Genomic DNA, 22,797 nt, shown 5'->3' with positions numbered 1-22,797 from the left:
GCGGGCTGCCAGCCCACAGGGACAGCGTCATAACAAGCATGAATCGAAGCCTCCGGCCTTATAAACAAACTTCCTGTCAGAACGGGGGATTCACAATAATCATGGGATACTTTTGCTCATGGGCAGGACAGCGCATGTCGACGGTCATTTCTGCCGGAGCCGATCAATTTGACAGAAAAAAGACTACTGGTCTTTACTGTATCCCCACTTGCGACGCCACATTCAATTCCGCCCCTACTTGCTCGCTCGAGAAAGATTGATCGACCGCAGCCTGGCTGCAAGCAGCATCCCGTCGACGGAATGTGATGCTCAACAACAGAACAGACGGGAAAAGCTTTCGAACAAAATGCAAGGGCTCGGCAAGAGTCTTATGTAGCCACTTCATGCAGTGTAGATATTGGCACCCGATATTTCCCGTCAAATATATTCGGAACCGCTAAAAACAAATAATGCCAAGCGAACTTTTACCGCCGTTTTCCCCGCCATGCGCCTCATGGGCTCAGCCTGTCCGGCAGCCAGGGAAGACAGCGCTTGGCAAGCCGATACCGGATGCCCTCGCTGACAAACAGAATCGGCGACATCTCTGGCAAGGCGATGGGCTACGCCCCGAGTCATGCCCTTTCGGGCCCTTGCCGCTCTCACCGGCCTGCGAAGCGAAGTCGCCGGCGGGCAGCCGGAGCGATCAGCGCAGGTTGCTGCGCCGGCGGTGCTCGGGCCAGCTGTCGGCGGCATGCGCCCAGAGCCGGCGGTCCTTCAGCTCGGCGGTACGGATGTAGCGCGGTGCGCCGCTGACCTCCTCCAGTTCGGTCATGCCCGCCAGCTCGTCGACCACGCGATAGCGCTTGCCGACCCGCTTGTCCTCGAGGGGGTAGAGTTGGGCGATCTGTTGGACGAGTTCGGTCAGGGTGGACATACCACAGGGCTCCGCTTTGCGATGGCAGCTATTTACAGAAGATTGGTTACGGTTCCGCTACAGGGCGACCAATGCTCGCTGCTGGTGCAATGAACCGCCCGTCCCGCCGATTCGCAGGGACGGGCTGCTCTTAAGCATATTCCAGGCCAACTCTGCAGAAACTGACTCAGGACAGGGCGAAGCGCCTTTCCAGACTGCTGTAGCCCATCCCCACGCCCTTGCTCACCTTGAGCTGTATCGGAATGCGCTCCTTGAGTGCCTCGACGTGACTGATCACGCCGATGGTCTTGCCGCTGGCGTTGAGGCTGTCCAGGGCATCCAGGGCCACCTCCAGGGTTTCCCCGTCGAGGGTGCCGAAGCCCTCGTCGAGGAACAGCGAGTCGATGCTGGTCCTGTGGCTGACCAGGTCGGACAGCGCCAGCGCCAGCGCCAGGCTGACCAGGAAGCTCTCGCCGCCGGACAGGGTGCGGGTGTCGCGGGCCACGTCGCCCTGCCAGGTGTCGACGACCTCCAGCTCCAGCTCGCCGTCGAGCCGTCGGGCCAGCCGATAGCGGCCATGCAGACGCACCAGTTGGCGGTTGGCCAGCCAGATCAGGTGGTCGAGGGTCAGGCCCTGGGCGAACTTGCGGTACCTGGCGCCGTCGGCCGAGCCGATCAGCCCGTTGAGGTGCTGCCAGAGATCGTATTCGCCCTGGCAGCGCTCGATCTCGGCGAACAGCGCCTGCCGGCTCTGCCGGCGCTCGTCGTCGGCACGCAGCCGGGTGGCCACTTCCGCCTGGCGCTGGTGCAGCGCCTTGAGCGCTTCGCCCAGGGTTTCCAGCTGCGCCTCCAGCTCGGCGCGACCGAAGGTGGTCTGCGGCGCGGCCAGCAGTTGCGTGCACGCCTGCTCGGCCGCACCGAGCAGCGCCCGGGCGTCGCCCTGTGCCCGGACCAGACGGTTCTGCAGGTCCTGCAGCGCCGCGCGTTCGGCCTCGTCGAGCAGCGCGGCCCGGAACGCCGCCTCGTCGGCGAAGGGACTTTGCGCCAGCTGCGCGCGCCACTCTCCGGCGCTTGCCTCGAACCGTTCGCGCTGGCGCGCCTGCAGCTCCTCCAGCGAGCACAGCCGGCCCTCCAGCGCATCGCCCCGCTGCTGGGCAGCGAGCGCCTGCTCCTGCGCCTGCGCCAACACGGCCTGCGGGTCGTCTTCCGCGGCCAGGGCCGGCCCCTCGGCCTCATGCAGCGCGCTCCAGCGCTGCCGCCAGAGGGCGGCCTCCCGCTCCGCGCCCTCGACCCGGGCACGCTGCTCCAGCTGCTCGCGCTCGAGCTGCAGCAGACGCCGCTGATCGGCCTGCCAGGCCTGCCACTCGGCCTCGCGTGCGGCGAGCCAGGTGCCGCCTTCCGCCGGCAGCGCATGGCCGAAGGTCGCCAGCTCCTCGCCAAGGAGCGTCTCGCAGCGCTGCAACAGCGCACGGCGTTGCTGCAGCTGCTCGTCCAGCACCTGCAGCCGCTCCGCCTCGCCGCGCTGTTGCTGCTGCAAGAGCACGCGCTGCTGCTGCAGCTCGGCCACGCCCTTCTCCAGCGCCTGGCGTTCATGACGGGCGCTGTCCAGCACGGCCTTCGCTGCGTCGAGCTGCTGCAGGCGCCGCTCGCAGGCGGCCAGCCATTCGTCGTGCAGGCGCTGGCGCGCGGCCAGCGCCGCGGCGTCGGCCAGCCAGCATTCCAGCTCGGTGCAGAGCTGCTGCCAGCGTAGCGCCTGCCGTTCGCGCTCGGTCCGGCACTGCTGCAGGCGCTTCTCCAGCTCGCCGAGCTGCGCTTCGAGGGCGGCGAGTGCGGCACTGGCCTGCTCGCCCTGCTCGCGCACCGCATCCAGCTCGGCGCGCGTCTCCTGTAGCGCCCGCTCGGTGGCGGAAACATCCAGTGTCCGATAGGCGGCCACCGCCGGATGCTCGCGGGAGCCACACAGCGGGCAGGCCTCGCCCGGCTGCAGGCGATCGCGATGGCTCTCCAGCTCGCGGATGCGCCGCTCCTGCTCGAGCAGCAGCTGCTTGTCGGCGATCTGCTGCTTCAGCTCGGCATAGCGCTCGCGCAGGACTTCGCGCTGCGCCGTGCGCTCGCCGTGCTGCCGGCGCTTGTCGTCCAGCTCGGCCTGATCGGCGCCCAGACGGGCATCGAGGTCGCCGAGCGTCCGGCCGATCGTCTCCAGCTGGCCGAGCAGGCCGTGCTGGCGGTGCAGGACCTGCCAGTGCTGGCGCAATTGCCCTTCCTCCTGGCCGTCGAGCAGTTGCTCCAGCCGGGCCCGGCATGCGTTCTCGCCCGCCTGCGCGTCGGCCAGCGCGGCCTGCGCCCGTTCGAACCGCTCGCCCGTGGCCTGCCGGCGAACAGCCAGCTCGGCCAGTCCGGCCTGGCCCTGCTGCCGCCGCTCGTGCAATCCGGCGATTTCCTCCTGCCATTGACGGCGCTGCTCGAACTGGGTGCGCCAGGTGCCGAGCCGCCCGCCCAGTTCGCCATGACGGGCCTGCCCGGCCAGTTGCGCCAGCAGGTGCCGATGTTGCTGCTGCAGCTGCTCGTCCCGCGCCCGGGTGGCAGCAGCAATCCGCCCGCTCGCCTCGCGGGCCCGCCACAGCTGCCGGCTGACCGCCTCGCGGGCCTGGCGCCGCTCGTCCCGGGCCTGCGCCAGGGCCAGCCCGGTCTGCGCCAGCTGCTCTCCGGCCTGATGCCAAGCCTGGTAGCAAGGGTGCAGGCGGGCCGCCGGCTCGCCGGCTGCGAGCCGGGCGAGCTGCGGCCCGGCCCCGGCCAGCGCCTGGTCGGCCCGCTGCAAGGCCTGCAGCGCGGCCTGCTGGCGCTGCTCGGCCTGGTCCAGCGCATCGCGCCACTGGCACTGGGCCTGCAGGCGATTCTGCTCGGCCCGCAGCGGCGTCTCCTGCTCGGCCAGGGCGACGGCTTGCGCCTGCAGTTCGCCGCGCTCCTCCTCGCCGAGCAGCTCGACGCCCGCGGCCCTGGCGCGCAGCTGGTCAAGGTCCTGCTTCGCCTCGCGGGCATGCTCGAACACCCGCTGGGAGATCTGCCCATAGATCTCGGTGCCGGTGAGCTGCTCCAGGAGTTCGGCGCGGCTCTTCGCGTCGGCCTCGAGGAAGGCGGCGAAACCGCCCTGGGCGAGCAGCATGGAGCGGGTGAAGCGCGCGAAGTCGAGGCCGGTGAGCGCCTCGATCCGGGCGAGCTTGTCGCCGACCTTGTCGGCGAGGATGCTGCCGTCCGCCGCGGCCAGCTCGACCCGCGGCATCTGCAGCGCGCCGTCGACCCGGTCGCGGGCGCGGCGCTGGCTCCAGAAGGCCCGATAGCCCCGGCCCTTGACCTCGAACTCCACCTCGGCCAGGCACTCGGCGGTGTGCCGGGTCATCAGCTCGTTGGACTCCTTGGACAGGCGGTCCATGCGCGGCGTACGGTGGTAGAGGGCCAGGCAGATGGCATCGAGCAGGGTGGTCTTGCCGGCGCCGGTCGGCCCGGTGATGGCGAACAGGCCGTTGCCCTTGAACGGTGCCTCGCGGAAATCGATCTTCCACTCGCCCTTCAGCGAGTTGAGGTTCTTCAGGCGCAGGCTGAGGATCTTCATGCCCTGCCCTCCCGCAGCTCGTCGAGCACCTGGCGGTACAGGCCACGCAGGCGCCCGGCCAGCGCCTCGTCCAGCGCCTCGTCCAGCGCCTCGCTGGCCAGGCGCTGCTCGAACACCTCCTCGGGACGCAATTCGTCGAGGGTCTCCTGCGCCTCTCCCTGCAGGCGGGCGGCTGCGCTGCCGCGCTCGCGGCGGATGCGCAGCACCTCCACCGGCAGCCCCGCGCAGAGGGCGGCGATGCGCGCCGGCAGATCGGGCAGGTGCTCGTCGGCGGTGACCTGCACCTCCAGCCACACCGGACGCTCGGCGCTGCCCTGCCCGGCCGCCTCGGCGATGGCGCCGGCCAGCTCGGCGAGGGAACCACGCACTGTCAGTAACGGCTGGAAACAGGGCACCGACAGCGGCGTCACCGCTTCGAGGCCGTCCTCGTGCAGGTCGACCAGCAGCACCTCCTTCCGCTGGCGTGCCTCGTCGAAGGACAGCGGGATCGGCGAGCCGCTGTAGCGGATGTGCTCGAGTCCGCCGACCTTCTGCGGGCGGTGGATGTGGCCGAGGGCGACGTAGGCCGCCGGCGGGAAGGCGTCGCTGGGAAAGGCCTCGAGGCTGCCGACGTAGATCTCCCGCACCGACTCGCTGGCGCTGGCGCCGACGGTGGTCAGGTGCCCCGTGGCGACGATCGGCAGCCTGCCGCCCAGCTCCACACGGCGTGCCTCGGCGAGGGCGAACAGCGCCCGGTAGTGGGCGTGGATCGCCCCCTGCAGCGCCTGCAGCTTGTCGCCGGCGCTCTGCCCGGCCTCGCTTTTCAGCACATCGCGCGGGCGGATGAAGGGAATGGCGCAGAGCAGCGCTCCCGGCGTGCCGTCACGCCGCGGCAGCACCAGCAGTTGCTCCGCCAAATCTGCCGCCACCCCCGGGATCACCCAGGTGTCCAGGCAGGCCAGCAGGCTGCGCGACTCGCCGAGCATGGCCACCGAGTCGTGGTTGCCGCCGAGCACCACCAGCCGCGCGCCGGTCTCGCGCAGTGCGACGATGAAGCGGTTGTACTGCTCGCGGGCGTAGCTGGGCGGCGCGCCGCTGTCGAACACGTCGCCGGCGACGATCAGCGCGTCGACCGCGTGCTCGCGCACCTGTTCGATGAGCCAGGCGCAGAAGGCCTGATGCTCGGCCTCGCGAGTCTTGCCCATGAAATGCTGGCCGAGATGCCAGTCGGAGGTGTGCAGAAGGCGCATGGAGGTCCGTCGTCCGGAAAAAGGCGGGGCACCTTGGCACCTCCCCGCCCAGGCTGGCAAGCCCGAATGCGCCTGTCCGCTATCAGCCGGCCGTGTGCTGCCGGGCCTCGTCGTCGCGCCAGGCGAAGTCCAGCGTTTCGTCGCCGGCCATGCGCTGCAGGTGCTCGGCGACCACCTGCTGGAAGCGCTGGATCTGCTCGGCATCGCTCGCCTGCAGGCAGACCTCCAGTTGCCCGTCGCCCACCTGCAGCAGGCAGCGCCCCAGGGGCAACTGGATCTCGCCCCGCCGCTCGTCGAGGCTGACGGGAAACTTGTGCGCCCAGTGCTTGCACAGGCGCCGGATCAGGCGGGGCGGGTCTTGGCTGGCGATCCAGGCGGATGAAACGGTCATGATGCGGCTCCTCGGAAGACGGCCGGACGCACCGGCCGGCGCTGAATGTCAGGCGATGCTCTCGACGATCCCGCCTTCCACCCGCAGCGCCGCCCCGGTGGTGGCGCTGGCCTGCGACGAGGCGGCGTAGACGCAGAGGTGGGCGACTTCCGCCGGCTCGGCGAAGCGGCGCAGCAGGCTCGACGGCCGATGGCGCTGGATGAACAGCCGCTCCATCTCTTCCGGGGTGACGCCCTCCTGGCGGGCCAGCTCGGCGATGAAGGCGATCACCCCCTCGGTGCGGGTCGGCCCCGGCAGGATGCTGTTGACGGTCACCCCGCTGCCGGCCAGCACCTTGGCCAGCCCGCGAGAGACGCCCTGCAGCGCCGTCTTGCTGACCCCGTAGTGGACCATCTCGCCGGGGATGTTCAGCGCCGACTCGCTGGAGATGAACTGGATACGGCCCCAGCCGCGGGCCTGCATGCCCTTGGCGTAATGGCGCGACAGGCGGATACCGCTCATCACGTTGACCTGGAAGATCTCCTCCCATTCCTCGTCGCCGATCTCGAAGAATTCCCTGGCGCCGTAGATACCGAGGTTGTTGACCAGGATGTCCGCCTCCGGCTCGGCGGCGATCAGCGCCTGGCAGCCGGCCGCCGTGCCCAGGTCGCAGGCCACGCCGCGGGCCGAGGCGCCGCCTTTGGTGTCGCGCAGCTGCGCCAGGGCCGCGTCGACCCGGGCCTGGTCGCGGCCGTTGACGACGACGGTGGCGCCGGCCTCGGCCAGCCCGCGGGCGATGGCCAGGCCGATGCCGCCGGTGGAGCCGGTGACGAGGGCGGTCTTGCCGGACAGGTCGATGATCATGCAGATCTCCTTGTTGTTTGTGCGATTAGTCGAAACGGAAGGCGGACAGGGTGGTTTCCAGCACCCGGTCGGAGAACACCCGCCGGCCAATTCCGTCGGCCGCCGCACCGGCGACCACCATGAGCGGCAGCAGGTGCTCCTCGGCGCGCAGCGGATGGCAGAACCGCGCCGCCGGCGCCTCATCCCAGCGCGCCAGACGCGCCGCACGCGCTGCGGGTTCGGCCTCCAGCGTGGCGGTCAGCCAGCGGTCGAACTCGTCGGACAGCGGGCCGAAACGCGGGTCGCCGTAGCCGCGCATGTTGTGGAAGCTCATGCCGCTGCCGACGATCAGCACGCCCTCCCCGCGCAGCGGCGCCAGCGCGCGGCCGGCGTCGAGGTGCGCCTGCGGGTCGAGGTCCCGGCGCAGCGACAGCTGCACCACCGGGATGTCGGCGGTGGGGAACATCAGCTTCAGCGGGATGAACGTGCCGTGGTCGAAGCCGCGCAGCGCATCCTGATCGCAGGGCAGAGCGCCCGCGCCGAGCAGGCCGGCGACCCGGGCGGCCAGCGCCGGATCACCGGGCGCGGAATAGCGCAGCTCGTAGGTGTGCAGCGGAAAGCCGTAGTAGTCGTAGATCAGCCCCGGCTGGCGGGCGCCGGTGACGGCGAACGCCGGCTCCAGCCAGTGCGCCGAGATCATCAGGATCGCCCGCGGCGGCTGTGGCAGCGTGCCGGCGACGCCGCGGAGGAAGGCGGCCATGGCATTCCAGGCATCCGGCGGATTCCAGTCCATGAAGAAGCAGGGACCGGCCCCGTGGGGGACGAACAGGGTCGGCTGAAGGGCTTCGCGGGCGGACATGGGCAGGCTCCTCGGCGGTAGATGGCAAGGAGTATGACCTGCGCCTGCCAACGGATAATCTGCCAATCCGCAGCAGCAGCTCTCACCATGAGTAGGAAATGACCATGCTCGACCGCATCACCGGCATGCGCGTCTTCGTCCGCGCCGCCAGCGCCGGCAGCCTGTCCGCCGCCGCCCGCCAGCTGGAAATCTCGCCGGCCATGGCGACCAAGCATGTGGACGCCCTGGAGCGGCGCCTCGGCCTCAGGCTGTTCCAGCGCAGCACGCGGCGCCTGATCCTCACCGACGCCGGCAGCCAGTACCTGGAGGCCTGCCAGCGCCTTCTCGGCGAACTCGACGAGGCCGAGGCGGCGCTGGTCTCGCAACGGGTCGAGGCCAGCGGCCTGCTGCGCATGAACGTGCCGCTGAGCTTCGGCAACCACTTCATCGCCCCGCTGCTGCCGGCCTTCACCCGCCGCCATCCGGCAGTAAGAGTGGAGCTGGGCCTGACCGACAGCCAGGTCGACCTCATCGAAGGGCGCTGGGATCTGGCCGTGCGCATCGGCCGGCTCGCCGACAGCCCGCTGCAGGCGCGCCGCCTCGGCGACTGCCCGACGCTGGTCTGCGCCGCGCCGGCCTACCTCGACCAGCGCGGCGTACCGCGGCGGGTCGCCGAGCTGAGCCAGCACAACTGCCTGGGCTATACCCTGTCGTCCTGGGGCGGCAGCCGGGAATGGGCCTTCGGCCGCGACGGCGGCGTGCGCGTGGCGATTTCCGGCGATCTGGCGGCGAACAACGGCGAGGCTCTGGTGGCCGCGGCGGTCGGCGGCCAGGGGCTGATCTACCAGCCGCTGTTCATCGTCGCCGATGCCCTGGAACGCGGCGAGCTGGTGTCCCTGGAGCTCGACCACCCGTGCCATCCCCTGGGCGGCATCCATGTCCTCTACCCGCCCGATCGCCGCCCGCCGGCCAAGGTCCGGGCGATGCTCGACTACCTGATCGAGACCTTCGCCGCACGCCCGCCGTGGATGCGTTGAACGGCGCCCGCCGGGCAGCTTGGCTATGTTGATGGGAAGGGACAGCGCGGCCCTCGCCGCCACGGCAGCCACCCATGACCCGCCTGCACGATCTGAAGATCTACCTCAAGGCCAACTTCTGGCTGGTGCCCGTCCTGCTGCTGATCGGCGTCCTCTTCGTCCTGGCCCTCGATCCGGCCCCGCCGACCCGCCTGAGCCTGGCCACCGGCCCCGAGGGCGGCGGTTACCAGGCCTTCGGCCGGCAGCTGAAGGCCCGCCTGGCCGAGGAAGGCATCGAGCTGGAGCTGATCGCCACGGCCGGCTCGCCGGACAACCTCCGGCGCCTGCTCACCGCGGACGGTAAGGTGCAGATCGCCCTGGTGCAGAGCGGCACCGAGCAGCAGCTGACGGAGGAGGAGCGCCGCCGCCTGCGCGGGCTCGGCGCGCTCTACCAGGAGCCGCTGTGGCTGTTCCAGCGCCGCGACCTCGACATCCGCGAGCTGAACGAGTTGCGCGGCAAACGGATCGGCATCGGCCAGGACGGCAGCGGCACCCAGGCGGTGGTCCTCAGCCTCATCGCCGCCAGCGGCATCGCGCGGGAGCCGGGCTGGCTGGCGCTGGGCGGCCGGCAGGCGAGCGCCGCCCTGGGCGATGGCAGCCTGGACGCGGCCTTCTTCGTCGGTCCGCCGGGAAATCCCCTGATCCAGGCGCTGGCGCTCGATCCCGCCCTGCGCCTGGCCGATCTGCGCCGCGCCGCGGCCTACCAGGCGCATTTTCCCTTCCTCAAGGCGCTGTCCCTGCCGGAAGGCGTGCTCGATCTGGCCAGCAACAGCCCCGACCGACCGCTCACCCTGCTGTCGCCGATGGCCACCCTGGTCGCCAACCGCAGTCTGCATCCGGCGCTGACGCCGCTGCTGCTGGAAAGCGCGCGGCGGATCCTGCAGCAGGGCAGCCTGCTCGATCCGCCGAACAGTTTCCCGCGCCCCGAGCCGAGCAGCTTTCCCCTGACCAAGGAAGCCGACAGCTACTACCGCACCGGCCTGCCCTACCTGCAGCGCTTTCTGCCGTTTCGCATCGCCTCGCTGGTCGACCGCTACATCGTGCTGCTGATCCCCGCCCTCGCCATCCTGCTGCCGCTCGGCAAGCTGGTCTCGCCGCTCTACGAATGGCGCATGCGCGCCCGAACCTACCGCTGGTACCGGCATCTGCACGAGATCGACGCGCGCATCCACGACGGCAGCATCCGCGGCCACGAGGCGGAGGAAATCGCCCGACTCCAGGAGATGGAAAAAGCCCTCGGCCGGGTCGAGCTACCGCTGTCCTTCTCCCACGAGTTGTACACCCTGCACCTGCATGTGCGCTACATGATCGAGCGCCTGCGCGGACTCGCCCGCGAGGACAAGACGTCCGCACGGATGCAGCGATAGTACCCCCCCTGCCGTCCTCCCAGCCTTGCGCTCCGCCCCCCGGGCCGGGTTATATGCACGGATCGTCTTTGAATCTGCAGAACAAACTCAATAAAGAGGCCCGCGTATATGACCCCAACCAGCTACATCGACCTGTTGATCTGCGATTGCGACGGCGTGCTGATCGACAGCGAAATCATCACCGGCCGCGTGGTCCGCGAGGCGCTCGCCGCGCTGGTGCCGGAGCATGAGCTGGACGTGCAACTGGCCGGCACCTTCGGCCTGCAGAGCCGCGACATCATCGCCCGGGTCGCCGCGCACTTCGGCCTCGACCTGCCGGCCGACTTCCACCCCAATGTGCGCCGCCGCGCCGAGGCGATCATCCGCGCCGAGGTGCAGAACATTCCCTACGTGCGCGAAGCGCTCTGCGCGATCGACCTGCCGCTGGCGGTCGCCTCCAACAGCCAGCACGAGGCGGTACGACACGCCTTGCAGCGCACCGGGCTGACCGAGCGGGTCGATGTGGGCGTGTTCAGCGCCGACATGGTCAAGCGTCCCAAGCCGGCGCCGGACGTCTACCTGTTGGCGGCCCGCACGGCAGGCGTGGACCCGTATCGTTGTCTGGTCGTCGAAGACAGCGCTACCGGGGCCACCGCCGCCCTCACCGCAGGCATGCAGGTGATCGGCTTCCTCGGCGCCAGCCACATTCCGCCCGAGCAGGGCGAGATCCTGCGCGAGCTGGGGGTCGAGCACCTGCTGCACGACATGCGCGAATTGCCGGCGCTGGTCGAGAGATTGCGCTACCAGAGCACCGCCAGCGCATCCGTCTGATCCCGCCCGGCCAAGCCAGGTCAGGCAGGAGCAGGCCCGGGCGGCAAGGAGTCCGCCCGGGCCGCGCACTGGCGCCACGCCGACTCTGCCGTGGCCGGCTCCGTTCGCCTGGCCTGCGGCGATCGCCTGCTACAGTTACAGAACATCCCGCAACGGAGAGCGCACAATGTTCATGATCAGCACCACTATCATCCTTACGCTACTGGGCTGCGCCCTGATTGGTCGGAGGCTGTATCTGAATCGCTGGATGCGAGCGAGGGCGCCACATCGATTCGACGGTTCGCAGGACGATCTGTGGACCCGGCAGGAACTGGCTGCGCAGCAGCAGGCCTGGGAACACCTGCAGCGGCTGGAGCGGGCCGCACAGGCGAACCGCAAGAGAAAACGCTAGACGAATAGCGAAGAGCCCGCAGGATGCGGGCTCCCGTGCTGCGAGCTGTCATCCGCCCGCCGCGCCGCGGGCCGATTTCCCCTTCCCGCCGCGAACCTCCCTGCTGCTTTCGCCGGAGCAGCGCCCCGCCTCTTCAGGGCACCTCGGGTAAACTTCCGCATCCCCTTTTCCACTACCCGAGACCACCGTGCCGATACGCCACTGCATCGTTCACCTGATCGAGAAGAAACCCGACGGCAGCCCCGCCGTGCTGCATGCCCGCGATTCGGCGCTGGCCGAATCGCGGGCCCTGGAGAACCTGCTCGCCGACCTCAACGACAGCTACAACGCCAAGCAGGGCAAGGCCTGGGGGCTGTTCCAAGAGGAGTCCGGCGCCTACCCCTTCAGCGGCTGGCTGAGCGCCTACCTGGAAGGCAGCAGCGACTTCGCCGCCTTCAGCCGCCAGGCCGTGGAGCACCTGAAGACGCTGATGGAGGAGTCCAACCTGTCCACCGGCGGCCACGTCCTGTTCGCCCACTACCAGCAGGGCATGACCGAGTACCTGGCGATCGCCTTGCTCCATCACAGCGAGGGGGTGACCGTCACCGACAGCCTCGACGTGGCGCCGGCCAAACACCTGGACCTCGCCCAACTGCACCTGGCGGCGCGCATCAACCTCTCCGAGTGGCAGAACAACCAGCAGTCGAAGCAGTACATCTCCTTCATCAAGGGCAAGAACGGCAAGAAAGTCTCGGACTACTTCCGCGACTTCATCGGCTGCCGCGAGGGCGTCGATGCGCCCGGCGAGACACGCACCCTGCTCAGGGCCTTCAGCGACTTCGTCGAGAGCGAGGACCTGGCCGAGGAAGAGGCCCGCGAGAAGACCAATGCGCTGGTCGACTACGCCAGTACCCAGGCCCGCCTCGGCGCGCCGATCGCCCTTGAGGAGCTGTCCGGGCTGATCGACGAGGAGCATCCGCGGGCCTTCTTCGATCACATCCGCAACAAGGACTACGGCCTGTCGCCGGAAATCCCGCCGGACAAGCGCACCCTCAACCAGTTCCGCCGCTTCACCGGACGCGCCGAGGGCCTATCGATCAGCTTCGAGGCGCACCTGCTCGGCTCGCGGGTCGAGTACGACGAGGAGCACGACACCCTGACCATCCGTCAGCTGCCGAGCCAACTGACGGACCAGCTCAAGCGCCGCAAGGACAAGGGCTAGGCCGCGAGGAGCGCCCACGCCGCACCTGCCCACGCCCGCCGCCGTTCACGATCGAGCAGCTGGAGCGCGCCCGAGGCCTCAGCGGCCGACGACGCGAAATCCCAGGCGCGGCAGATGCACGTGCACCAGCCCGGCCCGCGGGTCCTCGCGGCGCAGGATCAGCTCCTCGAGCCCGGCATGCAGCAGCTCGCCCTCCACCGGGTCGACGCCGTAGTCGGTGGCGGCGACGCTCACCTGCTGGCCGATGCGCCAGTTGTTGCCCTCCAGGCTGGGCTCGCCCGGCAGAGGCACCGGGGTCGCCGTGCGGGCGATCTCGATGGCATCCGCGGCGGACAACTCGCTGTACGAACCGTGACCGAAGCCGAGCACCCGGTCGAGCCAGGCGGCCACTTCCGGCCGGGCATCGACCAGCGCGGCGGTCAGCGGCATGGCGCGCAACAGCCAGAGCGGGTGGGCCACGGCGAAATCGGCCAGCGAGGGTTCGCCGAACAGGTAGTCGGCATCGGCATGGGCCAGTTGCTGCTCCAGCCGCGCCATCAGGGTCGGCCACTGCTGGCGGGCCTGCTCCAGCGGCAGGCGGTCGAAGGTGCCGCCGCTGAACAGGGCCGCCCGGTCCTCGACGAAGGCCTTGAGCGCGCCCGGCGGCGACTGGGCGAAGCGCTGGGCGACCGCCTCGGGCTGGAAGGCCAGGGTCGCCGCATGCAGAAAGAAGACTCCGTCGGCCCAGGCGGCGAGGCCGGCGACATTGAACGCCTGCCCCTCCGGGAACAGCGTCGGAGAAGCCTTTTCCGCCTCCAGACGGCGGGCGATCAGCGCACTGTCGCAGTAGATGTCGGCGCCGATCTGCAGCACCGGGGTACGCCGGTAGCCGCCGGTCAGGGCCAGCAGATCGGGCTTGGGCATCACCCGTGGAATGATCACCGAGCGCCACGACAGCTGCTTGAAGCCGAGGATCAGGCGCACCTTCTCGGCAAACGGCGAACTCGGGTAATGGTGCAGGACGGGTTCGTGCATCGCGGCTTTCTCCGGAGGGGGAATCGAAGGGCTACAGGCAGTCGCCGGTGCCGGCGGCCACCAGGGCTTCCTTGGCCGACTTGGCCAGGCGCTTGATCGCCCGCTCGCGACGCAGGGCAGCGCTCTTGTCGGCGCAGGCCTCGATATAGGCCAGTTCGCGGGCCGGGCTGGTATGGAAGAAGCGCGCACCGCGGCCACGCTGATGCATGGCGAAGCGCCGCTGCGGATCGTCGCTGATGCCGCAGTAGAGCGCACCGTTGGCGGCACGTACCAGGTAGACGAACCAGGGCCGGGACAGTTCCGCGGTCATGTCCAGACCCTCGCGCGCAATCGCTCGCAGTAGGCCAGAAGCGGCGGGAATTCGCGCGCCAGCCGGTTCAGCGGCGTATCCAGCAGGCACAGCAGCAGGTTGGCGAGAATGCCGTAGGCCGCCGCATCGGCGCTGCAGGGCCGCCGGCCGCCGAAGAACGGCGCCGCGCCGAGCAGGTCGGTCAGCGCCTGCAGGTCCTCGCGACCGAAGGCCAGCAGCTCGTCGGAACTGTGCCGCCCCAGCCCCTGGGCCCACAAGGACTGGCGCATCCGCCGCCGCACCAGGGGCGGCACCACTTGGCGCAGCGGTGCCGGCAGGCCGCCGAAGAAGCTGCTGCGGATCTGCCGCCAGCCTTCGCCGTCGAGCCAGCGGAAATACAGCAGCAGCAGGGCCAGATGCTCGTCGCACAGCCGCGCGATGGCCAGCGCCCGGGCGCGGCCGACGGTGTCCAGGTGCGCGTCGAGGGTCAGCGGAAAGCGCTCGGCGAGGCGCCGCTGGATGATCGCCGAGTCGGCGATGGCCTCGCCGTCCAGTTCGATGTAGGGCAGCTTGCCTTTCGGCGCCAGGCGCGGGTTGCCGACGCTGCGCACCTGGTAGGCGAGACCGGCCAGGCGCAGGAAGGTCTCCAGCTTGAGACAGTAGGGGCTGGGACTGGGTACTCCAAAGGCGGCGGGAAGTTGGTAGAGGATGATCATGGTGACCGACCGGTGAAGGTTCTGGGGCGAGGGTAGGCGATTATCCGGCGGATCTCCAATCGCCGGCGGCAAGGTGCATGGCCCTGCGGCAAACTTGTGTAACCTTGCGCCAGATCCCAGCCCCGGAGCCCACCATGACCCCACCCCTGATCCTCGAGCCGCCGGTCGCCGCCGATGCCTGTGTCATCTGGCTGCACGGCCTCGGCGCCGACCGCCACGACTTCGAGCCGGTCGCCCGCCTCCTGCAGCGCCGCCTGAACAGCGTGCGCTTCGTCCTGCCGCAGGCGCCGAGCCGTCCGGTGACCATCAACGGCGGCTGGAGCATGCCCAGCTGGTACGACATCCTCGCCATGAGCCCGAGCTCCCGGGCTATCGACGAGGAGCAGCTGGAGGAATCGGCGCGCCATGTCGTCGAGCTGATCGAGGCGCAGCGCCAGGCCGGCATCGCCCCGGCGCGGATCGTTCTCGCCGGCTTCTCCCAGGGCGGCGCGGTGGTCCTGCACACCGCCTTCCTGCGCTGGCCGGGACCACTGGCGGGGGTCCTGGCCCTCTCCACCTATGCGCCGACCTTCAACCGGCTCGAGCTCGATGTGGAGCGCACCCGGCTGCCGGTGCTGCACCTGCACGGCAGCCACGACGAGGTGGTGCCGCCGGCCCTCGGCCGCGCCGCCCACGATGCGCTGGCTGCCCGCGGCGTGCCGGTGGAGTGGCGGGAGTATCCGATGGGACACGAGGTGATCGCCGACGAGATCCACGACATCGCCGCCTGGCTGGCCGAGCGCCTGGCGCGCTGAGCCGCTCATCTCCCGCCCCCGCCAGCCCCGGGCTGGCAGCGCTCGCCGGGCGCCTGCGCCAGTACCTCGCTCGACAGGCTGGCGCACCGCCCGAGCCGCCTGTGCCGCAGCAGTCGAAGAAGCGCCTGCCTCTGCAAGGCGAACTTTACTGACGAGCACTGGCCGGGCCGGTCAAACCCGGGCGGCTGCAGCGGACGAATGCCCGGCACCACGACGCCGGTGCCGGGTCCAAACCGGCACAGCCTGCAGCCACCAAGGAGACGGCCATGACCGCGCCCGATGCTCCCGATACACATCTCAACCCTGGCGATGCGGCCACGCCGGGCACGCCCGGTACCGGTGAGAATCTTTGCCGGGCCTGCCGGGGCACCGGTCAGCAGGACGGCAAACCCTGTCCGGAATGCGGCGGAACCGGCAGGGTGATCGAGGGCATAGGGGGCGGCTGAGAGCCGAATCGGCATAACCGGAAGCGCGGCCCGAACGGATGCCTTTCTCCGGCAATCGCGATTCCGGCCTCGGATGGCACGGCGTCGTTTTCAAGAGCCTGTCATTGGCCACTGTCTACGCCGGATGACCCGTCCGCCAAGACTGAGTCCGGGACTACGGGCCTGTGGTTTCGACATCGGCGGAGCTTCACTTCATGGTCCTTGTCCACGGCTACCGAGGCCCTGGCAGCGGCAGGCCGACCGGACAAGGAATGGAGCGACGAGCGGGCTCCAGCCGACGTACCGCTGCGTCTCGGCCCCACCGACCCTTCGCCCGACTGACCTCTTGCTTTACACTGACGGCAATCCATTCCTCATCCATCGACGAGATAACCGTGCTCAAGGCACTCAAGAAACTTCTAGGCATGGGCGAACAGGCGCAACCGTCTGTCGTCGTCGACACGCCTGCCCCCGCCCCCCGCTCCACCACGCCCGCCACCCCAGCCAAGCCGCCCCGGCAGAAAGCCAAGCCCCCCCGCGCAGAAACCAGGCCCGCCGGCAAGAAGCCCTTTTCCGAGAAGCCCGCCAGCGAGCGCAAGAGCGCCGGCAAGCCGCGGGCCGAGCGGCCGCGCCGCGAGCCGCCGCCGAGCAAGCCGGCGGCGGAATGGCGCCTGGAGGATTTCGTGGTCGAACCCATACCGGGCAAGACCCGCTTCCACGACTTCGACCTCGACCCGCGGCTGATGCACGCCATCCACGACGTCGGCTTTCCCTACTGCACGCCGATCCAGGCCCAGGTGCTCGGCTACACCCTCAAGGGCCGGGACGCCATCGGCCGCGCCCAGACCGGCACCGGCAAGACCGCCGCCTTCCTGGTCTCGATCATCAGCCAGCTGCTGCAGACTCCGCCGCCCAAGGAGCGCTACATGGGCGAGCCGCGCGCGCTGATCATCGCGCCGACCCGCGAGCTGGTGGTGCAGATCGCCAAGGACGCCCTGGCGCTGACCCGCTACACCGGTCTCAACGTGATGAGCTTCGTCGGCGGCATGGACTTCGACAAGCAGCTCAAGCAGCTGGAGGAGAAGTTCTGCGACATCCTGGTGGCCACCCCCGGCCGCCTGCTGGACTTCAACCAGCGCGGCGAGGTGCACCTGGACATGGTCGAGGTGATGGTGCTGGACGAGGCCGACCGCATGCTCGACATGGGCTTCATCCCGCAGGTGCGACAGATCATCCGCCAGACCCCGTACAAGGGCGAGCGGCAGACCCTGCTGTTCTCGGCGACCTTCACCGAGGACGTGATGAATCTGGCCAAGCAGTGGACGGTCGATCCGGCCATCGTCGAGATCGAGCCGGAGCAGGTCGCCAGCGACACCGTCGAGCAGCACGTCTACGCGGTGGCCGGCAGCGACAAGTACAAGCTCTTGTACAACCTGGTGACCCGCAACAACTGGGAGCGGGTGATGGTGTTCGCCAACCGCAAGGACGAAGTGCGGCGCATCGAGGAGCGCCTGACCAGGGACGGCGTCAGCGCCGCGCAGATGTCCGGCGACGTGCCGCAGCACAAGCGCATCAAGGTCCTCGAGGGCTTTCGCGAGGGCAGGATCCGCGTGCTGGTGGCCACCGACGTGGCCGGCCGCGGCATCCACGTCGAGGCTGTCAGCCACGTGATCAACTACACCCTGCCGGAAGATCCGGACGACTACGTGCACCGCATCGGTCGCACCGGCCGGGCCGGCTCGAGCGGCACCTCGATCAGCTTCGCCGGCGAGGACGACGCCTTCGCCCTGCCGCCGATCGAGGCGCTGCTCGGCCGCAAGATCGACTGCGAGATCCCGCCCGCCGAGCTGCTCCAGGCGGTGCCGCGCCGCTCCTGACGCCTGGCCGAACCCGTAGGGTGGACAACGCCGCAGGCTTGTCCACCGTGGTGGATGGCTTCGGCCATCCACCCTACCAGTCTGGGCGACCCCGTAGGGCGGGTGTAACCCGCCGATTTCGGTGCAGGCCCTTGCCTCGTCTGGCGGGTTGCCTTCGCCCTACCAGCGCCGCGCCGCTTCCTGGTCGCTGTCGCGGCCCTCGACCCAGCGCGGCCCCTCGCCGGTGTCCTCCTTCTTCCAAAACGGCGCGCGGGTCTTCAGGTAGTCCATGACGAACGCGCAGGCGTCGAAGGCCGCCTGGCGGTGGGCGCTGGCGGTGCCGACGAAGACGATCGGCTCGCCCGGCTCCAGGCGGCCGATCCGATGGAGAATCTCCAGGCGGAGCAGCGGCCAGCGCTGCGCGGCTTCGTCGGCGATCTTGCCCAGGGCCTTCTCGGTCATCCCCGGATAATGCTCGAGGAACATCCCGCCGACCTCGCGGCCCTCGTTGAAGTCGCGCACGTAGCCGACGAAGCCGACCACCGCACCGACGCCGACGTTGGCCGCGTGCAGTGCGTTGAGCTCGGCCCCCGGATCGAAGGCGCCGGCCTGTACCCGAATGCCCATCTCAGCCTCCGGTGACGGTGGGGAAGAAGGCGACCTCGTCGCCGTCGGTCAGGGGCTCGTCCAGGCCGCAGAGCTCCTGGTTGCGGGCGCACATCAGGTTGCGCTCGCCGAGCACCGCCCAGTCGCCGCCGCGCGCCAGCAGGTGGCGGCGCAGGTCGTCCAGGCGGGCGAAGCCCTCCTCCCAGGCGAGCTGCTCGGCATCGATGCCGAGCGCCTCGCGATAGCGGGCAAAGTAGTGCACATGAATCATGGGAATACCGCTCTCCGTCGAAATCAGGCGTCGGCCCGGTAGTGGCCACTTTTGCCGCCCCGCTTCTCCAGCAGGCGGATCTGCTCGATGAGCATGCCGCGATCCACCGCCTTGCACATGTCGTAGAGGGTCAGCGCGGCGACGCTGGCCGCGGTCAGCGCCTCCATCTCCACGCCGGTCTGCCCGGCCAGCTTGCAGCGGGCGGTGATGCGCACGCGGTCCTCGCCCTCGGCGCTCAGCTCGACCTTGATGCCGGTCAGCAGCAGCGGATGGCAGAGCGGAATCAGTTCGTGGGTCTTCTTCGCCGCCATGATCCCGGCGATGCGCGCCACGGCGAACACGTCGCCCTTGGGATGGCCGCCCTGCTGGATCAGTTGCAGGGTCTCCGGCAGCATGCGCACCCAGGCCTCGGCTTCGGCCTCGCGGGCGGTGTTGGCCTTGTCGGTGACGTCGACCATGTGGGCATGGCCCTGGGAATCGAGGTGGGTGAGCATGGGCAGCGCCTCCTGAAGCGAAAGGGGCCAATTGTATACCCAGGCGAAGACCGGCCGGCTGGCCGGGAGGCCGCGGGAAGCATCGCCCCCGCGGCCGCGGCAGCTACATGTTCGCCTCGGCGTACTCCGCCAGGGCCGAGCGCGGCACCCCCTGCAGGGTGATGTGCACGCCGTGGCGGAAGTCCTTGAAGCGCTCGGTGAGGTAGGTCAGCCCGGAGCTGGTGGCCGACAGGTAGGGGGTGTCGATCTGCGCCAGGTTGCCCAGGCAGACCACCTTGGAGCCGCTGCCGGCGCGGGTGATGATGGTCTTCATCTGGTGCGGGGTGAGGTTCTGGCACTCGTCGATGAGGATCAGGCTCTGCTGGAAGCTGCGCCCGCGGATGTAGTTCAGCGATTTGAACTGCAGCGGCACCTTCTGCAGGATGTAGTCGACGCTGCCGTGGGTGTTCTCGTCTTCCATGTGCAGCGCTTCCAGGTTGTCGGTGATGGCGCCGAGCCAGGGCTCCATCTTCTCCGCCTCGGTGCCGGGCAGAAAGCCGATGTCCTCGTCCAGCCCCTGCACGCTGCGGGTGGCGATGATCCGCCGGTAGCGCTTGCTGACCATGGTCTGCTCGATGGCCGCGGCCAGGGCGAGGATGGTCTTGCCCGAGCCGGCGGCGCCGGTCAGGTTGACCAGGTGGATGTCCGGCTCGAGCAGGGCGAACAGCGCCAGGGCCTGGTAGATGTCGCGCGGCCGCAGCCCCCAGGCCTCCTGGTGCAGCAGCGGCTCCTGGTGCAGGTCGAGGATCAAGAGCTCGTCGCCCTTGATGCCCTTGACCCAGCCGACGAAACCCTGCTCGTCGAGGATGAACTCGTTGAGGTGCAGCGACGGCAGGTTGTCGGTGAGCTGCACCCGGTGCCAGGCACGGCCGTGGTCCTGGCGGGTCTCCACCTTGCTCACCCGGTCCCAGAAGGAGCCGCTCAGGTTGTGGTAGCCGCGCGACAGCAGGCTGACGTCGTCGATCAGCTGGTCGGTGTGGTAGTCCTCGGCCGCCACCCCGCAGGCGCGCGCCTTCAGACGCATGTTGATGTCCTTGGTGACCAGCACCACCGGCACGCCCGGTCGGCGCTTCTTCAGGTCCACCACCAGATTGATGATGCGGTTGTCGTTGCTTTCGTCGTCCGGCAGCCGGTCATCGGCCTCGGCGCGGCGACTCATGAGGATCGACAGCAGGCCGCAGGGACCGCTCTTGCCGCGCTGGATGGGTACGCCCTGCTCTACCTCCTCGGGCGTCGCCTCGCCGAGCACCTGATCGATCAGCCGGATCGCCTGGCGGCACTCGGCAGCCACGGTGTGCTTGCCGGTCTTCAGCTTGTCCAGCTCCTCGAGCACCGTCATCGGGATGCCGACGTGATGCTCCTGGAAGTTCAACAAGGCGTTGGGATCGTGGATCAGGATGTTGGTGTCGAGGACGTAGAGGGTCGCCTGGGTGGGATGGGCGCATCCGTGTTCATCCATAATCGGTCACCTTTTTCTGGCCGGGGGCAGGCGACGGAATGCCGGATACAGCGCTCCGCCGCGGGAAACCGCCATCCTCTCCGGCACCGGGCGGGAGAGTCCGGGCACGCCGCCGGCCGGAGCCGCCGGACGTGCGCGCATTCGACAGACCGCGGCGACACTCGTGACGCACAGGGCATCTTCCTTGGTCTGTCAGACGGTCTGGCTTCGTTGATACAGCAAAACGGATGACAGAAAAAAGTACTTTTCAGCGCCTGCCAGGCTTTTTTTATGCCTCTGCCGAATGACCTTGGCGGCTCCGCTCAAGACCGCTAGAGTGAAAGGATTCACTCCCGCCCGCCTGCCTGCCTCACCCCACAGCGATTCACCTCCACGGTCACGTGGACCAGTCCCGAGATGCCCGTCAGACAGGCCTTGTAGCGGTCCGCGCTGCTGTCGCCGTGGGTCACCACGCTGAGGATGCAGGCGTACTGGGCGCGGCCGACGCGCCACAGGTGCAGGTCGGCCACCTCGGTGTCCGGCTCGCGTTCCAGGGTGGCGCGTACCCGCTCGACCAGCGGGCTGTCCATCTCCCGGTCGAGCAGCACCTTGCCGGTCTCGACCAGCAGGCCCCTGGCCCAGACGCCGATCACCAGCGCGCCGACGATGCCCATCAGCGGATCCAGCCAGTTCCAGCCGAAGAACTTGCCGCCGAGCAGTGCGACGATGGCCGCCACCGAGGTGAGCGCATCGGTCAGCACGTGCAGGTAGGCGGCGTGGCGGTTGAGGTCGCGGTGGGCGTGGGCATGGCCGTGATCGTGATGGTCGTGGTCGTGGTCGTGGTCGTGGTCGTGGTCGTGGTCGTGGTCGTGGTGATCATGGGCATGGCCGTGACCATGCCCGTGGTGATGGTGGTCGTGCTGGTCGCGCAGCAGCCAGGCCGACAAAAGGTTAACCGCCAGGCCGATCGCCGCCACCCACAGCGCCAGGTCGAAGGCGATCTCGCGGGGCTCCCAGAGCCGCCAGAGCGACTCGCCGAGCATCAACAGCGCCACCAGCACCAGCAGCAGCGCGCTGGCGAAGCCGGCCAGCACCTCGATCTTCCAGGTGCCGAAGGCGAAGCGCGGGTCCTGCACGTAGCGCCGGGCGAGCAGGTAGGCCACCGCGGTCAGGCCGATCGCCACCATGTGCGAAGCCATGTGCCAGCCGTCGGCCAGCAGCGCCATGGAATTGAAGGCATAGCCGGCGGCGATCTCCACCAGCATGGTGACCCCGGTCAGGGCCACCACCAGCCAGGCCTGGCGCTCGCTGCCCGCCTCCAGCGGACGATAGTCGTGGGAGGACTGCCAGTGTTCGTGGTTGCATTCGATCATCGGGTGACTCCGGGAAAACATAGGGCGTGAGCCAAAAACGCTAGAATCGCCGCAGATCCGAAGGAGAGCAACGATGCTGATGGTGATTTCCCCGGCCAAGACCCTCGACTACCAGAGTCCGCCGGTCACTGCGCGCCACACCCTGCCCCAGTACCTGGACCACGCCGCCGAGCTCATGGTCCGGCTGCGCGAGCTGACCCCGCCGGCGATCGCCGAGCTGATGAGTCTGTCCGACAAGCTCGCCGGCCTCAATGCCGCGCGCTACGCCGAATGGACCCCCGACTTCACCCCGGCCAACGCCAAGCAGGCCCTGCTCGCCTTCAAGGGCGACGTCTACACCGGGCTCGATGCCGAGGACTTCGATGACGCCGACTTCGACTTCGCCCAGACCCATCTGCGCATCCTCTCCGGCCTCTACGGCGTGCTGCGTCCGCTCGACCTGATGCAGCCCTACCGCCTGGAGATGGGCACCAGGCTGGCCAACGCCCGCGGCAAGGACCTCTACGCCTTCTGGGGCGAGCGCATCAGCCTCTGGCTGAACGAGGCGCTGGACGAACAGGGCGACGACCTGCTGCTCAACCTGGCCTCCAACGAATACTTCTCGGCGGTCAGGCGCCCGCTCCTGCGCGGCCGGATCATCGACACCGAATTCCGCGACCTGAAGAACGGCCAGTACAAGATCGTCAGTTTCTACGCCAAGCAGGCCCGCGGCCGCATGGCCCGCTACGTGATCAGGGAGCGGCTGCGCGACCCGGAGGGCCTCAAGGACTTCGACGAGCGGGGCTACCGCTTCTCGGTCAGCCACTCCACGCCCGAGCGGCTGGTGTTCCTGCGCGACCGGCCGCAGGACTGAGC

The 22,797-nt window shown here is 69.1% G+C and carries 23 protein-coding genes; 9 read left to right on the top strand and 14 right to left on the bottom strand.

What is annotated here, in order from left to right:
* Nucleotides 1-682 precede the first annotated feature (682 nt).
* The 6 genes from GCU53_RS18060 to GCU53_RS18035 all read right to left on the bottom strand — a co-directional run bounded on the left by GCU53_RS18060 (nucleotide 683) and on the right by GCU53_RS18035 (nucleotide 7,803).
* On the bottom strand, nucleotides 683-913 hold the full coding sequence (locus GCU53_RS18060; RefSeq protein WP_152388829.1) for a hypothetical protein: 231 nt from the start codon (nucleotides 911-913) through the stop codon (nucleotides 683-685).
* Between the two features lie 166 nt (nucleotides 914-1,079).
* Nucleotides 1,080-4,502 carry an exonuclease subunit SbcC gene (gene sbcC, locus GCU53_RS18055; protein WP_152388828.1) on the bottom strand — a complete coding sequence of 1,141 codons (3,423 nt, stop codon included), beginning with the start codon at nucleotides 4,500-4,502 and terminating at the stop codon, nucleotides 1,080-1,082.
* Entirely contained in the window at nucleotides 4,499-5,731 is a 1,233-nt protein-coding gene (gene sbcD / locus GCU53_RS18050) for an exonuclease subunit SbcD (protein WP_152388827.1), read from the bottom strand. Before sbcD ends, sbcC begins: the two co-directional genes overlap by 4 nt.
* An 82-nt stretch (nucleotides 5,732-5,813) precedes the next feature.
* Nucleotides 5,814-6,122 carry a DUF2218 domain-containing protein gene (locus GCU53_RS18045; protein ID WP_152388826.1) on the bottom strand — a complete coding sequence of 103 codons (309 nt, stop codon included), beginning with the start codon at nucleotides 6,120-6,122 and terminating at the stop codon, nucleotides 5,814-5,816.
* A 48-nt stretch (nucleotides 6,123-6,170) separates the two neighbouring features.
* Nucleotides 6,171-6,965, bottom strand: coding sequence for an SDR family NAD(P)-dependent oxidoreductase (locus GCU53_RS18040; RefSeq protein WP_152388825.1), 795 nt, complete (start codon nucleotides 6,963-6,965; stop codon nucleotides 6,171-6,173).
* A gap of 25 nt (nucleotides 6,966-6,990) precedes the next feature.
* Nucleotides 6,991-7,803, bottom strand: coding sequence for a DODA-type extradiol aromatic ring-opening family dioxygenase (locus GCU53_RS18035; RefSeq protein ID WP_152388824.1), 813 nt, complete (start codon nucleotides 7,801-7,803; stop codon nucleotides 6,991-6,993).
* Between the two features lie 104 nt (nucleotides 7,804-7,907).
* Here GCU53_RS18035 and GCU53_RS18030 point away from each other — a divergent pair, with 104 nt between their 5' ends.
* From GCU53_RS18030 to yejK, 5 genes are all read left to right on the top strand, one after another.
* Nucleotides 7,908-8,819, top strand: a complete 912-nt coding sequence (locus GCU53_RS18030; protein WP_152389952.1) for a LysR family transcriptional regulator — start codon at nucleotides 7,908-7,910, stop codon at nucleotides 8,817-8,819.
* Between the two features lie 74 nt (nucleotides 8,820-8,893).
* Nucleotides 8,894-10,225, top strand: a complete 1,332-nt coding sequence (locus GCU53_RS18025; RefSeq protein WP_152388823.1) for a TAXI family TRAP transporter solute-binding subunit — start codon at nucleotides 8,894-8,896, stop codon at nucleotides 10,223-10,225.
* A gap of 108 nt (nucleotides 10,226-10,333) precedes the next feature.
* Nucleotides 10,334-11,035 carry an HAD family hydrolase gene (locus GCU53_RS18020; protein ID WP_152388822.1) on the top strand — a complete coding sequence of 234 codons (702 nt, stop codon included), beginning with the start codon at nucleotides 10,334-10,336 and terminating at the stop codon, nucleotides 11,033-11,035.
* Nucleotides 11,036-11,201: 166 nt separating this feature from the next.
* Nucleotides 11,202-11,426 (top strand): hypothetical protein, encoded by a 225-nt coding sequence (locus GCU53_RS18015; RefSeq protein WP_152388821.1) that lies wholly within the window; start codon nucleotides 11,202-11,204, stop codon nucleotides 11,424-11,426.
* Between the two features lie 187 nt (nucleotides 11,427-11,613).
* Entirely contained in the window at nucleotides 11,614-12,627 is a 1,014-nt protein-coding gene (yejK, locus tag GCU53_RS18010) for a nucleoid-associated protein YejK (protein WP_152388820.1), read from the top strand.
* 78 nt (nucleotides 12,628-12,705) lie between these two features.
* On the opposite strand, the gene GCU53_RS18005 is transcribed toward yejK, so the two are convergent.
* Genes GCU53_RS18005 through GCU53_RS17995 form a run of 3 tightly spaced genes read right to left on the bottom strand, consistent with a single transcriptional unit; the run spans nucleotide 12,706 to nucleotide 14,646 of the window.
* The gene (locus GCU53_RS18005; protein ID WP_152388819.1) at nucleotides 12,706-13,641 is read right to left on the bottom strand and encodes a glutathione S-transferase family protein; all 936 of its coding nucleotides are present in this window, start codon (nucleotides 13,639-13,641) and stop codon (nucleotides 12,706-12,708) included.
* A 31-nt stretch (nucleotides 13,642-13,672) separates the two neighbouring features.
* Nucleotides 13,673-13,951, bottom strand: a complete 279-nt coding sequence (locus GCU53_RS18000) for a GIY-YIG nuclease family protein (protein ID WP_152388818.1) — start codon at nucleotides 13,949-13,951, stop codon at nucleotides 13,673-13,675.
* On the bottom strand, nucleotides 13,948-14,646 hold the full coding sequence (locus GCU53_RS17995; RefSeq protein WP_152388817.1) for a glutathione S-transferase family protein: 699 nt from the start codon (nucleotides 14,644-14,646) through the stop codon (nucleotides 13,948-13,950). Before GCU53_RS17995 ends, GCU53_RS18000 begins: the two co-directional genes overlap by 4 nt.
* Nucleotides 14,647-14,780: 134 nt before the next feature.
* Here GCU53_RS17995 and GCU53_RS17990 point away from each other — a divergent pair, with 134 nt between their 5' ends.
* The 3 genes from GCU53_RS17990 to rhlB all read left to right on the top strand — a co-directional run bounded on the left by GCU53_RS17990 (nucleotide 14,781) and on the right by rhlB (nucleotide 17,742).
* Nucleotides 14,781-15,440 carry an alpha/beta hydrolase gene (locus tag GCU53_RS17990; RefSeq protein WP_152388816.1) on the top strand — a complete coding sequence of 220 codons (660 nt, stop codon included), beginning with the start codon at nucleotides 14,781-14,783 and terminating at the stop codon, nucleotides 15,438-15,440.
* 266 nt (nucleotides 15,441-15,706) lie between these two features.
* On the top strand, nucleotides 15,707-15,886 hold the full coding sequence (locus GCU53_RS17985) for a hypothetical protein (RefSeq protein WP_152388815.1): 180 nt from the start codon (nucleotides 15,707-15,709) through the stop codon (nucleotides 15,884-15,886).
* A 374-nt stretch (nucleotides 15,887-16,260) separates the two neighbouring features.
* Nucleotides 16,261-17,742, top strand: coding sequence for an ATP-dependent RNA helicase RhlB (gene rhlB / locus GCU53_RS17980; protein WP_244306832.1), 1,482 nt, complete (start codon nucleotides 16,261-16,263; stop codon nucleotides 17,740-17,742).
* 159 nt (nucleotides 17,743-17,901) lie between these two features.
* Here the strand turns inward: rhlB and moaE are convergent, their stop codons facing one another.
* The 5 genes from moaE to dmeF form a co-directional block, all read right to left on the bottom strand.
* The gene (gene moaE, locus GCU53_RS17975) at nucleotides 17,902-18,348 is read right to left on the bottom strand and encodes a molybdopterin synthase catalytic subunit MoaE (protein ID WP_152388813.1); all 447 of its coding nucleotides are present in this window, start codon (nucleotides 18,346-18,348) and stop codon (nucleotides 17,902-17,904) included.
* A gap of 1 nt (nucleotide 18,349) precedes the next feature.
* Nucleotides 18,350-18,598, bottom strand: a complete 249-nt coding sequence (locus tag GCU53_RS17970; RefSeq protein WP_152388812.1) for a MoaD/ThiS family protein — start codon at nucleotides 18,596-18,598, stop codon at nucleotides 18,350-18,352.
* A 23-nt stretch (nucleotides 18,599-18,621) separates the two neighbouring features.
* Nucleotides 18,622-19,092 (bottom strand): cyclic pyranopterin monophosphate synthase MoaC, encoded by a 471-nt coding sequence (moaC, locus tag GCU53_RS17965; protein WP_152388811.1) that lies wholly within the window; start codon nucleotides 19,090-19,092, stop codon nucleotides 18,622-18,624.
* Between the two features lie 103 nt (nucleotides 19,093-19,195).
* On the bottom strand, nucleotides 19,196-20,590 hold the full coding sequence (locus GCU53_RS17960; protein WP_152388810.1) for a PhoH family protein: 1,395 nt from the start codon (nucleotides 20,588-20,590) through the stop codon (nucleotides 19,196-19,198).
* Between the two features lie 326 nt (nucleotides 20,591-20,916).
* On the bottom strand, nucleotides 20,917-21,942 hold the full coding sequence (gene dmeF, locus GCU53_RS17955; protein ID WP_152388809.1) for a CDF family Co(II)/Ni(II) efflux transporter DmeF: 1,026 nt from the start codon (nucleotides 21,940-21,942) through the stop codon (nucleotides 20,917-20,919).
* A 73-nt stretch (nucleotides 21,943-22,015) separates the two neighbouring features.
* Between dmeF and yaaA the strand changes: the two genes are divergently transcribed.
* Complete coding sequence (gene yaaA, locus GCU53_RS17950) at nucleotides 22,016-22,795, top strand: peroxide stress protein YaaA (RefSeq protein WP_152388808.1); 780 nt, start codon at nucleotides 22,016-22,018, stop codon at nucleotides 22,793-22,795.
* The last annotated feature ends 2 nt before the right edge of the window (nucleotides 22,796-22,797 follow it).

This window comes from Azotobacter salinestris, from assembly GCF_009363155.1.
Taxonomy (GTDB): Bacteria; Pseudomonadota; Gammaproteobacteria; order Pseudomonadales; family Pseudomonadaceae; genus Azotobacter; species Azotobacter salinestris.
Note: the sequence above shows the minus strand (reverse complement) of the source record. Positions and strands in the feature narration are given on the sequence as shown.